We start from the raw sequence: 13709 nt of genomic DNA, 5'->3' as shown, positions 1-13709 counted from the left end.
TTCGGCCAGCGCTGCGGCGGCTGGCGCTGCGGCGGCCGAAGTTGCGGCCGCCAAGGTCGATCACCTCCGGCGCCAACCGCCAAGGTCGACGACGTCGGTCCCTGCGGACACCAAGGGCGATCACGTCAGCCCCGGTCACCCAACTCCGGTCCCAAACCTCGGTCACCCACGTCAGCTCCGGTCACCGTGGACCGGCTGGCTGCGGACAACGAGGCCGACAACCGCAGCCGCAGCGGACGCCGACGACAATCACGTCAGCCGCACCGGACGCCAACGCAATCACGCCCACCCCACTCGCGCGCCACCACCACTTCGCTTTTACCACACCCCTCTGACAATTCGGCCCCACCAAACCCCACCACCAGGCCGAACCCCCTTTACCGACCATACCGGCCCGGCCGTAAGCGCACGGGAAGAACACCGTAAGCGCCTGCCAGCACGGTGAACACATCACCGAGTTGGAAGGGACAGAGACAATGAAGATCCTGGCAATCTCCGGCAGCCTGCGGGCCGACTCGTACAGCACCCAACTCCTGCGCACGGCCGCCGGACTGACCTCACTGCAGCTGTGGAACGGGCTCGCGACCGTGCCTCCGTTCAGCGAAGACCACGAGGACGCGCCCGCTCAGGCCGTCCACGACATGCGCGCGGAGGTTGCGGCGGCCGATGCGTTGCTGATCGCGACGCCGGAGTACAACACCACCATCCCTGGCCAGCTGAAGAACGCGCTGGACTGGATGTCTCGGCCGTACCTGGAGGGTGTGTTGGTCGACAAGCCGGTCGCCGTTGTGGGCGTGAGCCCTAGCGACTACGGCGCCGACTGGGCCCAGAACGACCTGCGCAAGGTCCTGAAGGTCTGCGGCGCCCACGTTGTCGAGAGGCACCTGTGCATTCCTCGTGCCGACTCTGCCTTCGATGACGAGGGCCGGCTGCGTGACAGGGCCGCGCAAGCGACGCTCGCGCTGGTGCTGGACGACCTGGGTGCCCTGGTCAACGAGCGCAAGCAGGTGCTGGCATGACGACCGTTGTGGTGCGAGTGGCCGCGCCTTGGCTGGCGTTGCTGGCGGCGCCCCTGTCGTTCGGGATCGCCGGGCTCGCGTTGATCTTGCCAAAGGCCGCTGGGGCCCTGCAGGTCTCGCTGGCGTCGGTGACCGTCATCGTGGTCGCGTTCGGATGGGGAGTAGCGGTGGGAACGCCGTTGCTGGCCGGGCTGCTCAGCCACAAGGGGACGCGATTCGCTCTGCTGGCGTGCGCTGGACTTGTCGCACTCGGGACGGTTCTCATGGTGACGGTCCCGGTCTTGGCCGTGCTCGTGGTGGGCAGCGCACTGCAAGCACTGGGTATGGCCGGGCAGACGGTCATCGCCATGCATTTGGCGGGGTCGCCCGCAGCGCTGGGCGTTGTCACCGCGTCGATGGCGTCGGTCGGTGCCATCTCGCCTCTGATCGGGTCTGTCGTCGCTGATCTGTTGTTCTGGCAAGCGGTTCTCGCGTTGCCTGCGATCAGCCTGCTGGCGATCCCGGTGATCATCGGACGCGCGCTGCCCGCTCCACCGGTCGAGAGCCGGTTCGACGCGACGGGCGCGATTCTGCTGACCACGCTCGTGACCGCGTTGACGGTCGTGCCTCATCAGCCGCTCATCGCGGCCACGGCGGCGGCGGTGGCCGCTGTCCTGGTGGCCACGCACGTCCGTCGGAAGCCGGACGGATTCCTGCCGGCAATCCTTGTGCGGACACCGGAGTTCCGCACGGCGGCGCTGCTTGGCCTGGCCTTGGCCGTGGCCAACTTCGGAATTCTGTACGCGGCACCGCGGATGCTGGCCGACCGGTTGGCGTGGACGACCGGTGAAGTCGGGATGCTGATGGTCTTTCCTTATCTGCTTGGCGGAATGGCATCGTGGTTCCTGGTTACGGCGGCGGGCAGGGTCGCAGCCCGGCTCGCGTTGGGTGGCCTGGCGAGCGCGTCAGCGATGGCCGTGATCATCGTCGTGCTCGGGGCGCCAGTCGCCTTGCTGATCGTCGCGATGTTGCTGGCTTCGCTTGCGGCGTCCACCGGACAGGGCTTTCTCATCGTCCGCGCCACGGACGCCTTGCCCAGCCAGTACCGTGCGACCGCGGTGGGGCTGATCACCCTTTGCTATTTGCTGGGCGCGGCTTTCGGCCCGGCGATCGCCGCAGCGGCCGCCGGGTAGGGATCATCGCGATGGTGAGCGCCAGGACCGCGACGATGAGAAGGATCGCGATGATCACGGCTTCGAGCGTGCCGAACCGGAAGAACACCGTGCCCAGCAACGCGACCCCGATGGTCGCGCCGAGTTGCTGTACCGCGTTGAGCAGTCCGGACGCCGAGCCGGTTTCATGCGGCGCGACACCGGACAGAGCGTTGCCGAAGAACGGCACAGTGAACATGCCCAGTCCGATTCCGGTGACGAACAGCGGGATCGCCGTAAGCGACACGGCGATCCCCGCCAGGCCCACGAGCACCAGCCCCAGACCGGCACGCATCACCTTCGGTCCGAACCTGGGCACGAGCACCGTGCCCGCGGTCCACGAACCGATCGCGAGCCCAGCCGACCACGGCAGCAACGTGAGTGCGGCGTCGGACGGGGTTTTGTGCTGTGTCAACTGAAGGAACAGCACGAGCACGAACAGCAGCCCGTTCATCACGGTGAAGAACAACAGCGAACTGATCAGGGATGCGGGAAAAACCTTGCCGCGGAACAAGCTCGGTTCGACGAGCGGGGATGTCCGGCCTCGCTGGTGCCTGGCGAACACGACCAGTATGGCCAGACCAAGTGCCATACAGAGCCACGTCCACACGGGCCAGCCGGAGTCGTTGCCTTCCACCAAAGGCAACACCAGCAGCCCGATCCCCAGCGACGCCAGCAATGTCCCGACCAAGTCCAGCCGGGGTTTGGTGGGGGAGTGGTCTTCCCGGATCAGCGGCGAGACCGCCAGCACGGCAAGTCCAAGCGGAACGTTGAGCAGGAACACCGGCCGCCAGCCAAGGCTGAGAACGTTTGCGTCGACCAGCATGCCACCAGCCACCGGGCCGCACAGCGCGGACAGTGCCATCACCGGGCCGATCGTGCCCAGTGCCTTGGCCACCTCGGTTCCCGTGAACATCGCGCGGATCAAGCCGAACGTCTGCGGGATGATCAACGCGGCGCTGACGCCCTGCAAGACCCGGCCCGTGAGCAGCACCGCCACCGTCGGCGCGCACGCGCACAACACGGAACAGACCACGAAGGTGAGCACTCCGGCGACGAACACGCGCCGACGGCCGAAAATGTCGCCGAGTCGGCCACCAGTGATCAGCAGCAGGGCGAAGGGAAGCGTGTAACCGGCGGTCAGCCACTGCAGCGCGGTGTCGCTCACTGCGAGATCCGTGCGGATCACCGGGCTGGCGACCGGGATCACGGTGCTGTCGAACAGGTTCATCGCCTCAGCGAGCAGCAACGCGGCGAGCGCGAGCCACCGCCAGCGATAGAGCTGACTTGTCATGTACGCGAAACTATGTTCTCAAGACTTACTTGACCTCGAAATGCGCGGATATCGACGGATAGTTCCATCGAGTAGGGTCTAGCATCGGAAATATGACACTCGACGATCTCGACCGCGCGGTGATTCACGCCTTGCACGTCGACGGTCGTGCCCCGTTCAACCAGGTCGCGGCCGTGCTCGGTACGTCACAGCAGACCGTGGCCAGGCGGTACCGCAAGTTGCGCTCGGGCGGGGTGCTGCGTGTGGTCGGCATGACCGACGCCCGCCGTCTTGGCCAGGTGGAGTGGTTTGTGCGGCTACGTTGCACGCCGGACGCGGCACTTCCAGTGGCTCGGGCGCTGGCGCGGCGGACGGACACGTCGTGGGTGCAGCTGACGTCAGGTGGTACCGAGATCTCCTGTGTCACTCGTGCGCCGAGTCACAACGCGCCAGAAGCTCTGCTGCTGCAACAACTTCCGAAAACACCTCGAGTCGAGTCGGTGTCCGCGCACTGCCTGCTGCGTTCCTTCGTCGGTGGCCCGATCGGCTGGTACGGCCGGGCGAGCGTGCTCACCGACGATCAGACCGCCCGGCTGACGCCTGCCCGTGAACCAGCTTCGTCCGAAGTGGACATAGCTGGTGACGAACGTCTGCTGGCCGCGATGCGCCAGGACGGTCGCGTGACATACGCCGAACTGGCCGCGGCGACCGGATTGTCCGAGCCGACCGTACGCCGCCGGGTCAACCAGTTGCGCGGCAGTGGAATTCTCTACCTGGACATCGACTTGGACTCGACCGTGCTCGGGTTTCACGCCCAGACGATCCTGTGGATGTCGGTGCGACCGGCGCAGCTGGTGACCGTCGCGCAAGCCCTGGCGCGGCAACCGGAAGTGGCCCTCGCGGCGATCACGACCGGGCCGACCAACCTACTCGCGAAAGTCGTCTGCCGCGACGTCGACGCGCTCTACACCTATTTGACCGAACGAGTCGGGACAATCGAGGCGATCGAGCACCTGGAGACCGCCCCGGTCATCCGGACCTTGAAACGCGCGGCTACAGCGGCTGGCTGATCTCCTCCCAGCGGACGTGGATGCTCGCGGGCTTGCGGAACACCAGGCCGGTCGGTACCGCCGGGGCGGCCAGCCGCAGTCCTGTCAGCCGATCGAGCAAGGTCTCGACGGCGATCCGTGCCTCCAACCGGGCGAGATCCGCGCCGAGGCAGAAGTGCGGCCCGTGCGCGAAGGCGAGTTGCTTGCGCAGATTCGGCCGCCGCACGTCGAAGGTGTCCGGATCGGCGAACACTGCGGGATCCCGGTTCGCCGCGGTGAGCGAGACGGTCACCAAGTCGCCGCGATGGATTGGTACTCCGTCCAGTTCGACGTCACGTGTCGCGTACCGGTCGACGACGGCCGCGGCGGGCTCTAGCCGCAGTGACTCCTCGACCGCGCTGGCAACCAATGACCGATCACGGTCGACCGCGGCCAGTTGCGCGGGATCGCTCAGCAGATGCAGCACGGCGTTCACGATCATGCCTTCGGTCGTCTCGATGCCGCCGAACATCAACACGGCGGCGTTCGACACCACTTCCGGCAGCGCCAGCGCCTTGGCCGCATCGGTCAGCAGCGAAGGGCTGGCTTCGGCCACGGAGCCTTCGATGTGTGTACGCAGCTCGCCGAACGCTTGCGTGCCAGCAGGATCGGGTGGCAGGCCAGCGGAGATGTTGCCCACTGTGGACACAATGGCGTCGTACCACGTCAGCACCTGAGTGGCGTCCGTGTCGGCCAAACCCAACGCCTCGGCCATCACCGCGGCGGCCAACGGCCCAGCCAGGTCGCGCCGTAGTTCCGCCTGACCGGCGGGCAGAATTCGGCTGACGAGCCGCTCGCACTCCGCCCGCACGAACGCGTCGAACCGTTCCTCGATCTCCCGCGGCCGGAACTGCCGCGAGAACGGCGCCCGATGCCGCGCGTGTTCGTCGTCGTCCAGCGACAGCATCGACGGCCCGACCACCCGTGCGGTGGAGAACCGGGGATCGGCAACAGTGAATGCCGTGGAGTCGCGCATCACCTGCAGCGCCAGGTCGTGTCGCGTGACGAGCCAGCCGTTCAGCGCCGGTAGCCACGACACGGGCTCGCTCGCACGCAACCGCGCCAGCACTGGATGCGGATCCGTCGTCAGCTCGGTGACCGTCACCCCGGCGCCAACTGGAAACACCTGGTCGAAGCTACCAGCCGGGACCCTGCAAGCCTGCGCTGTGCGTACTACTGCGCAATGCGTGGTAGTGTTTGGTCCGTAAGACTGGAGGGTGCGGTGGAGATCAGTCAGCTGCTCAAGGGCGTGCTCGATCTCGCTGTCCTCGCGGTGCTCCGCGACGAGGACGGCTATGGCTACGACGTCCTGCGAAGACTCAGGGCGGCCGGCCTGGACGAGGTGGGGGATGCGTCGGTGTACGGGACGTTGCGCAGGCTCTACAAGGCAGGCCTGCTCACGTCGTATGTGGTGCCCAGCGAAGAGGGGCCGCACCGCAAGTACTACAGCCTGAACGAGCCGGGCAGGCTCCGGCTCGCGGAGTCCGGGAAGACCTGGCTGAGCTTCGCTTCCACGATGAATTCGCTTTTGGGAGAGGCAGCATGAGTGACACGGCGACTGCGGTTCGTGTGTATCTGGCGCGGGTCCGGACCTCGCTCGCCGACCTGCCCGCGAGCGAGGTCGAGGAGATCCTCGAGGATGTCCGCCCGCACCTGGCCGAACTGGAGTCCGAGCTGGGGCCGGGCGCACGGGTCGAAGCCATGATCGAACGGCTGGGCACGCCGGAGAGCTACGCCGCGGAACTGCGTGCCGCCGGGGGCTACCCACCGGCCTCAGAACCAGGCGAGGCCAAGAAGACCAGGGCGAAACAGGGCCTCGCCCGGCCGCGGATCGCGTTGTGGGGACTTGTGCTCTCCGCCGTCGCCGCCGGGCTGGTGGCCTTCCTGGCCGGCGTCTCGCTCGACCCGGACATGCTGCTGGGTCTGGGCTGGCCTGCCCCGGTGTTCGTGATCAGCCTCGTCTTGCTGCTGCGCGACGGCGTGGGATCGGTGATGGCGCTGCCGGAAATGAAGTGGCTGTCCACGACAGTGGCCCGCGCCCGGGAGAAGGACGACACCGGGAAGGCGATTCGGTGGCTCGGATCGCTCAAACCGGCGTGGTGGCTGCTGTGTGCGTTGGCGCTCGTGGCGTTCGGACTGCTGCTGATGGCGCGACACCGCCAGGCAGTGCTGCTGATGCCGTTCCTGATCGCCGCAGGGGTGGCGGCGGTGTGGGCCGGACAACGGGTGGGCGGTGACAGGCGCCTGCTGTGGGTGGTCGCGCCGGTGTCGACCTTCGTGATCGGCGGACTGCTCGGCGGGTTCGGCGCCACTGTGGACCTGATCGGCAACCGCACGCCGTACCAGAACGCGACGTCCTACTACCCGTCGACGGACGAATACGGCAATCAGCAGTTGAGGTACGGCGGCAACCAGGTGGAGAACATCTACGCGTTCGACGCGGAGGGCAAGCCACTGACAGACGTCTACCTCTACGACGAACAGGGCCGGCCGATTTCGCTCACTCGCTACGGCTGCAAGGCCGCGACCGGCTACCGCGAGAAGATCGGCGAGGACAACCGGTTCCCGCGCCCGCAGATCGACCGGAGCTCGGAGCCATTCATCGACAGCCAGGGCAACCAAGCCGGCTATCGGAGTGTTTGTCGCGAGAATACGGAAGTGCCGTTCAGTGCGGCGATCCCGAGGGCGACCCCGCCTTCCTCCACGCCAGCGCCTACTACGTCAGTGCCTCCTTCTTCGTCGCCGTCAGCGCCCTCGTCCACACCGACGAGCCCGACGCCGACGAAGTGAGGAACGTGGACGCCAGGAGCGGCAATCGGGGGCCGCTCCTGGGTCCACGTTGTCCAGTCAGCTCATGACGGCGGTCCAGTACTCGGTCGCGCGCCTACTGCTGTCAGTGACCAACCCGATGTAGCCGTCGGGACGGATCAGCATGAGGGTGCCGTCGTTCGCGTCATAGCTGGCGCGGATGTGTCCGTCGTTGTCCACCAATGTGTTTTCGCCCGCTGGCTCGCCTGGCCGGACCACTGTGTACGCGCGCAGTGCGGGATCGAGTGGCTCGCTCGGTGGCGTGCCGAAGGCCAAGAATGTCCAATGTGGACCACGGAACAGGTCGAACAGGCGGACCGGCGTGCCGTCGATGGTTGCGGGCGCATCCGGTGCGCGGTCGCCTGCCCTGAGCGCTCCGGGTTCGGTGCGGTCGTCGATCGAAAGTGGACTGCCGCGGTAGTGCAACGTGAGACCGTGCACCTCTGGGCCGCGGATGTGGGCGTCGTCGTCTCCTCGCCGGTGTTTCTCCAGCAGCGCTGTGCTGATGTCCAACGCGGTGCGTGCAGCCGCCATTCGTTCCGGTTCGTAGCTGTCCAGGAGGACGTCCGGGGCTCCGGTCAAGGTGGCGGCAATCTTCCAGCCGAGGTTGTAGCCGTCCTGGATGCCGGTGTTCATGCCCTGGCCACCGGTCGGCGGGTGGACGTGCCCGGCGTCGCCTGCCAGGAAGACCCGGCCTTCCCGGAAGCGTTCGGCGAGCCTGGTGTTGGCCCGCCAGGTCGTGTGCCAGGTGACCTCCCGTACCAGGATGTCGGTCCGGCCGGAGGATTCGGTGACTTGCCGCTGCAGGTAGTCGCGGATCGGCTCGTGCTCGTCGGCCGGTGGCCGTGCCGTCACGACGAACAGTTCGGTACCGGCCAGCGGAACGACCGAGACGCCACCGTCACCGTTTTGCCAGATCCGGCCGTGGTCGTGGCTGATCCCGTCCACCCTCGCGTCGGCGAACAGCATCGTGGTGGTCTCGTCTGTCTCGCCGGGGAAGGGAATGCCGAGTCGCCTGCGCACTGTGCTGCGCCCGCCGTCCGCGCCCACCAGGTATCGGGCACGCACCGTCTCGACCGTCCCGCCGGTGGTCAGTGTGGCGGTAACACCGTCGACGTCCTGGGTGAAGTCGGTCAGTTCGGTCGACAGTTCGACGCGCCCGCCCAACTCGGCGAGCCGCTCGCGGAGGATCTTCTCGGTGCGGAACTGGGGCACGAACCAGATGTTCGGGTACGGCACGGACGGTGTCGGTTCGACTGGCTCGGTCATCTGGCCTTTCCAGACGACCTCGTCACCTTTGTAGGCACGGATCACCATGCCGAGATCGCCGCTGGCCAGTATCGAGTCGAGGACCCCGATATCGGCGAAGACCTCCATGGTTCTCGGCTGGATGCCGTCGGCGCGCGAGCCGCCGAAGAAGCTTGCGGCCCGGTCGACGATCCGCACCCGGACGCCGCGCACCGCGAGTTCGCAGGCCAGTGTGAGTCCCGTCGGACCTGCTCCGACGACCAGCACATCGATCACGATCCGACTCCTGTTCGTATGGTGTACGAAATCCTCGTACGACGTACGAACAACGTTAACGGTACGGTGTACGAATGGCAACCGGCGATGACTCGGCACTGATCTGGACCCGACCCGAGCCAGGCACCCGTCGGCCGAAGTTCACCCGTGACCAGATCGCCTCGACCGCACTGGCCATCGCCGACACCGAGGGCTTCGCCGCGGTGTCCATGCGCCGCATCGCCAGCGAGCTCGGCGCGGGAACGATGACCCTCTACTACTACGTCCGCACCAAGGACGAATTGGTCGCACTGATGGACGACGCGATCATGGGTGAGGTCCTGATCCCCGCCGACGAGTTCCCGGCCCATTGGTACGACGCACTGGCCGCGGTCGCGGAGCGCACGTGGGACGTACTCATGCGCCACCCATGGGCTCTGCAGTCACTGCAGAACGCACCAGCCGGACCCAACGCCATGCGGCACTTCGAACAGTCGCTCGCCGCACTGGCCGATACCGGCCTTGACCCTGCGGCCAAGTTCGCCCTGATCGCCACAGTGGACGATTACGTGCACGGCAATGTGCTGCGGGCGGCGGAATTCCGCACGACGGTGGACGCTCCGGTGGACGAAGAGATGATCGAAAATGCCATCCGATTCGCCGAAGCCCAATACGCGACCGGCGAGTTCCCGAACACCCAAGCACTGTTCGGCGACAAGGATCCCCGCGATGTGTTTCCCCACCTCATCGGCGACACGTCCGAACGCGACCGGTTCCGCCACGGCCTGTCCATGGTGCTGGACGGTGCGGCACGCAGGCTGAAACTCAGCCCGCCCGATCACTGACGAACGTCCAGCAGAGCTCCTGTTAGTCTACATTGGACACGCTGGCTTCGTGGTACATCGCAGCCGCGCGGATGCTGCATGACGCCTGGAAGACGCGACGTGAGTGGGGTGCCCCGCCCACGCGTCGAAGTTCGCGAGGCTGCGTCGCCAGCTCAATGCCGAAGCTCTTGTCCGGTTGGTATGCAGGTTCCCTGCCGCGCCGAACATTGCCATGATGGTGCGGTGCGTCGAACCTGGGCTTGGGTGGGCGGCTCGACCGCGGTGGCGTGTGCGGTCGTTGCAGTCATTCTGGGGTACATTTCTCCTCCGCCCTGCGATGAACAAGCACGGAGGCAGCGCCATGAAACGGGCGGACGTGGACGGGGTACTGCGCGAGTTCGAAGACGTTGTGCGGCGCGCGGGCTTCACCGGGACTCGTGGCAACTACCGCTTGGCCAACGGTGTGCACGTCAAGGTCCTGCTCGACAAGTTCGGCTGGGATTCCCAGCTGGGTTGGGGATTCGTGCTGGACGTGGCGGACACCTCGAAGAAGGACGATTGGGGCAACGTACCGCCGGAGTCCCGGATGCAAATCTCTCCGCACACGCTTGAGAAGACGTTGGGCCGCAACAAGCTCGGCGCGTTGTACGCCGACAACCCGGTACTGCGCAGCCGGTTGAGAAGTGGGTGGTTCGCATTCGACCACACCGACCGGTTACGTGCCGTCCTTGCGGCCGTGTTGGAACCGGCCCTGACCCACATCCGGAAGTGGTCGGAGAACAACGAGTCCACTGAGGACAGGGCCGGTCGGCAGTAGGGCGAAATCGTCCACTGCCCGAGGTCCTGCATTTACGCGCCGAGCGTGACCGTGACCAGCTCACGCCAGCTTGTCCGCGTGCCTTCCTTGGTCGCTTCGGCGAACCGCGCGTCGCCGAGGTGACTCCGGGCAGCCTGTTCGATCCTGGCCACGTCCGGCAGGGAACGATCCGGCAGGCCGCGCACGCTCGTACTCGCGGCGAGCAGCCGTGCTGCTTGCTCGAACTGTTCCTGGCGCAGGGCCAGGTCTGCGATGCCGACGAGTATCGCCGCGGTCAGCGGTGCGTTCGACTCGTCGGTTGCCTGGAGGGCCGCGACACGATGTTGGCGGGCCTTGTCGAGATCGTCGGCAAGGTAGCCGAGCAGGTCTTGTATCGACGCGCGGTAGTTGGCTCGCTCGGCGTCGGGGCCCAGCGTGGCTGTCGCGACGCCGAGTTGGCGGTGTGCCTCCTCGCTGTCGCCGTTCCAGCGCGCGAGCTCTGCCTTTGTCAGGGCCAGCTCCGCGAGCGCGTTGGGCCAGGCGACCTGTTCCGCGGCCCGCTGGGCGTCCGCTATGGCAGCCGCGCTCGCCTCTTTGTCGCCCAGCAGCCAGTACAACCGGGCCTGGTGTGACCGCATCCCGACGATGTCCTCGAGCGCGCCGACCTCTGTGACGACTGCGATCGCTTGCTCGTAGTACTCGCACGCAACGGCGAACTCGCCGCGCACGGCGATCCGGTTCGCCAGCTCGATCAGGGCGAACGAAATCGCCCACCGTTCACCGATCGCGCGCAGCTCGGCGAGCGCCGTCTCGAGATGGGCGTCCGCCTCCCGCCCGCCGTGGCCCAGCATGATCCGCTGCTTGCCGAGCTGGATCCGGGCCAGGGCACGTACCCAAGGCTCGTCGTCGGTGAGCAGTGGTTCGAACGCTGTCAGTGCCGCGTCTGGCCCGTGCAGCAGGCGCTCCAGTGGGGCGGCGACCTTCAGCAGTGGATGACCGCCCTGGACACCCTGGCTGAGCCGGTGCGCCTCGCGGATCCACTCCGCCACATCGTGCTGGCCACTGCGCCCGGACACCCCGAACTGCACGGCGAACGAGTACACAATGGCCCGGATCTCGTCGGTGACCTCGCCGGGCAAAGCGGTGGCCGCCATGGTCAGCTCGCTGCCCACAGTCTTGTGCCCGCCGAGCCACCAGTACCAGTTGGCCGACGCCGCAAGGCGCATTGCCCATTGCGCCTCACCGGCCGCGAGCGCACCACGCATCGCGGCAACGATGTTGTCCTGCTCGAGGTCAAGCGTGGCAAGCCATTCCAGTTGCTCGGCGCTGCGAAGATGTGGCTCCGCGGTCTCGACCAGGTCGGTGAAGTACGCCAGATGCGCACGGCGCGCGAACTCCGATTCGCCCGCCTCGGCGAGCTTTTGGGCGGCGTACTCCTTGATCGTGCCGAGCATCCGGTAGCGCGGCGCTATGTCGCCTTCGGTGACCACCAGCAAGGATTTCTCGGTCAACGCGGTCAGCAGGTCGAGCACTTCCCCCTCGTCGCCAGCGCAGACCCACTCGGCCGCTTCCAGGCTCGCCCCGCCGGAGAACACCGAAAGCCTGCGCAGGACCATCCGTTCGGCCTCGGTGAGCGGTTCCCAGCTCCAGTCGATCACCGCGCGCAGCGTCCGGTGCCGTGGCAATGCCGTCCGGCTGCCGCCGGTCAGCAGGCGGAACACGTCGTCGAGCCGATTGGCGAGCTGATCCAGTGACATGGTGCGCAACCGGGCCGCGGCGAGTTCGATGGCCAACGGCATTCCGTCCAACGCCCGGCAGACACGGGCCATCGTGGACAACGTCGACGCGTCCATCACGAGGTCCTTGCGCACCGCGCTCGCTCGATCCCGCAGCAGCTGGACGGCCGGCGAGGACTCGATCTGGGCGGGGGCTTCCCGCTCCGCGGGCAGAGCCAGCGGCACGACCTGCCACAACGCCTCGCCGGTGATGCCGAGTGGTTCCCTGCTCGTGGCCAGGATCCGCAGCCGCTGGCACTCACCGAGCACTCGATGGGCGAACGCTGCCGCCGACTCGATCACGTGCTCGCAGTTGTCCAGGATCAGCAGCACCTGCCGATCGCGGATCGCGGCGACGACCCGGTCCGTCGGCTCGGCGTCCGGCGCTCCGCCAAGCAGCCCTTCCCGCTGACCGAGCGCGGCGAGCGTCGCCTGCGCCACGTCACCATCGGCGCCGATGGCCGCGAGCTCCACCATCCAGGCGCCGTCCGGCAGGTCGCCGAGCAGTGTGCGTACGGTTTCCGTGGCCAGCCTGGTCTTTCCGGTGCCTCCGGGCCCGATCAAGGTGGTCAGTCGATGTTCAGTGACGAGTTCACGGACCGCGGCGACATCGGCGTCCTTGCCGACGTAGCTGGTCAGCTCGGCACGCAGGTTGGTGTTCCGGGTTGTCTCCCGCCGTCCCACCTCGCCCCGCAGCAGCGCCACGTGCAACGCGGACAGCTCCGGTGACGGATCGGCGCCCAGTTCGTCGGCGAGGGCCTCCCGCGCACGCTGGTACACGACCAGTGCCTCGGAGCTACGGCCTGCCGCGCCGAGGGCACGCATCAACGCGGCGACAAGCCGCTCTCGCAGCGGATGCGCGGCCACCAAGTCGGTCAGCTCAGCGACCAGCTCGGCACCGTGGCCGAGACTGATCTCCGCGTCGAACCGGTCCTCCAGCGCGGCGACGCGCAGCCCTTCGAGCCGGGTGACCGCCGCGTCGAATGCCCCGCTGTCCTGCAAGCCGACGTCCTGCATGGCCGCGCCACGCCACAGTCCAAGGGCTTCACGCAGCAGTTTGACCTGCTGGTGATCATCGCCACCGCGTGCTTGCCCGACGAGTCGTTCGAATCGCACGGCATCGACAGCGTCCGGCTCCACCGTCAACCGGTAGCCGTCGGTCAACCCTTCGACCAATTCCCGTTCCGGCAGAGCCTTCCGCAGCCGGGAAACCAAGCGCTGCAAGGCATTCGCCGCGTCGGCCGGTGGGTTTTCACCCCAGATCCAGTCGATGAGCGTCGCTTTCGGGACGATCCGGCCCGGGTCGAGTGCGAGGGCGATCAACAGTGCGCGCAACCGGGCGCCCGGCACGTCGGCGACGGTGCCGTCGTCCGTACGAACCTCGAATGATCCAAGCACCCCGATTTGCACCCGGCCGATTCTGTCATGGGTGC

11 protein-coding genes are annotated in these 13709 nt (G+C 67.1%); 7 read left to right on the top strand and 4 right to left on the bottom strand.

Annotated features, from left to right (window positions below; translation table 11 throughout):
• The first annotated feature begins 476 nt into the window (after positions 1-476).
• On the top strand, positions 477-1019 hold the full coding sequence (locus tag B9C43_RS43175) for an NADPH-dependent FMN reductase (RefSeq protein WP_084433193.1): 543 nt from the start codon (positions 477-479) through the stop codon (positions 1017-1019).
• Positions 1016-2191 (top strand): MFS transporter, encoded by a 1176-nt coding sequence (locus tag B9C43_RS43170; protein WP_084433192.1) that lies wholly within the window; start codon positions 1016-1018, stop codon positions 2189-2191. The genes B9C43_RS43175 and B9C43_RS43170 overlap by 4 nt, the downstream gene beginning before the upstream one ends.
• On the opposite strand, the gene B9C43_RS43165 is transcribed toward B9C43_RS43170, so the two are convergent.
• A complete protein-coding gene (locus B9C43_RS43165) occupies positions 2127-3503 on the bottom strand; it encodes an MFS transporter (protein WP_084433191.1) in 1377 nt (458 codons plus the stop codon). The genes B9C43_RS43170 and B9C43_RS43165 overlap by 65 nt on opposite strands.
• Before the next feature lie 92 nt (positions 3504-3595).
• Here B9C43_RS43165 and B9C43_RS43160 point away from each other — a divergent pair, with 92 nt between their 5' ends.
• Positions 3596-4552 carry an Lrp/AsnC family transcriptional regulator gene (locus B9C43_RS43160; protein ID WP_084433190.1) on the top strand — a complete coding sequence of 319 codons (957 nt, stop codon included), beginning with the start codon at positions 3596-3598 and terminating at the stop codon, positions 4550-4552.
• Here the strand turns inward: B9C43_RS43160 and B9C43_RS43155 are convergent.
• Positions 4536-5696, bottom strand: coding sequence for a cytochrome P450 (locus tag B9C43_RS43155; protein ID WP_084433189.1), 1161 nt, complete (start codon positions 5694-5696; stop codon positions 4536-4538). The two genes, B9C43_RS43160 and B9C43_RS43155, sit on opposite strands and share 17 nt — an antisense overlap.
• Before the next feature lie 96 nt (positions 5697-5792).
• On the opposite strand from B9C43_RS43155, the gene B9C43_RS43150 reads away from it, so the two are divergent.
• Positions 5793-6116, top strand: a complete 324-nt coding sequence (locus B9C43_RS43150) for a PadR family transcriptional regulator (RefSeq protein ID WP_033382453.1) — start codon at positions 5793-5795, stop codon at positions 6114-6116.
• Positions 6113-7360 (top strand): DUF1700 domain-containing protein, encoded by a 1248-nt coding sequence (locus tag B9C43_RS43145; protein WP_084433188.1) that lies wholly within the window; start codon positions 6113-6115, stop codon positions 7358-7360. Before B9C43_RS43150 ends, B9C43_RS43145 begins: the two co-directional genes overlap by 4 nt.
• A gap of 57 nt (positions 7361-7417) precedes the next feature.
• Here B9C43_RS43145 and B9C43_RS43140 read toward each other — a convergent pair whose 3' ends face one another.
• On the bottom strand, positions 7418-8902 hold the full coding sequence (locus B9C43_RS43140; RefSeq protein ID WP_200825957.1) for an FAD-dependent monooxygenase: 1485 nt from the start codon (positions 8900-8902) through the stop codon (positions 7418-7420).
• 74 nt (positions 8903-8976) lie between these two features.
• Here B9C43_RS43140 and B9C43_RS43135 point away from each other — a divergent pair, with 74 nt between their 5' ends.
• The gene (locus B9C43_RS43135; RefSeq protein ID WP_084433187.1) at positions 8977-9726 is read left to right on the top strand and encodes a TetR/AcrR family transcriptional regulator; all 750 of its coding nucleotides are present in this window, start codon (positions 8977-8979) and stop codon (positions 9724-9726) included.
• Between the two features lie 340 nt (positions 9727-10066).
• Complete coding sequence (locus B9C43_RS43130) at positions 10067-10522, top strand: hypothetical protein (protein WP_084433186.1); 456 nt, start codon at positions 10067-10069, stop codon at positions 10520-10522.
• 32 nt (positions 10523-10554) lie between these two features.
• On the opposite strand, the gene B9C43_RS43125 is transcribed toward B9C43_RS43130, so the two are convergent.
• Entirely contained in the window at positions 10555-13686 is a 3132-nt protein-coding gene (locus B9C43_RS43125) for an AfsR/SARP family transcriptional regulator (protein ID WP_084433468.1), read from the bottom strand.
• Positions 13687-13709 lie beyond the last annotated feature (23 nt).

It is taken from the genome of Kibdelosporangium aridum (assembly GCF_900176515.1).
GTDB lineage: Bacteria > Actinomycetota > Actinomycetes > Mycobacteriales > Pseudonocardiaceae > Kibdelosporangium > Kibdelosporangium aridum.
The sequence above is the reverse complement of the archived record's forward strand: the minus strand, read 5'-3'. Positions and strand labels throughout refer to the sequence as shown.

Coding starts and splice junctions, on each gene's coding strand:
- B9C43_RS43175 (WP_084433193.1), top strand. CDS start 477: ATGAAGATCCTGGCAATCTCCGGCAGCCTGCGGGCCGACTCGTACAGC.
- B9C43_RS43170 (WP_084433192.1), top strand. CDS start 1,016: ATGACGACCGTTGTGGTGCGAGTGGCCGCGCCTTGGCTGGCGTTGCTG.
- B9C43_RS43165 (WP_084433191.1), bottom strand. CDS start 3,503: ATGACAAGTCAGCTCTATCGCTGGCGGTGGCTCGCGCTCGCCGCGTTG.
- B9C43_RS43160 (WP_084433190.1), top strand. CDS start 3,596: ATGACACTCGACGATCTCGACCGCGCGGTGATTCACGCCTTGCACGTC.
- B9C43_RS43145 (WP_084433188.1), top strand. CDS start 6,113: ATGAGTGACACGGCGACTGCGGTTCGTGTGTATCTGGCGCGGGTCCGG.
- B9C43_RS43135 (WP_084433187.1), top strand. CDS start 8,977: ATGGCAACCGGCGATGACTCGGCACTGATCTGGACCCGACCCGAGCCA.
- B9C43_RS43130 (WP_084433186.1), top strand. CDS start 10,067: ATGAAACGGGCGGACGTGGACGGGGTACTGCGCGAGTTCGAAGACGTT.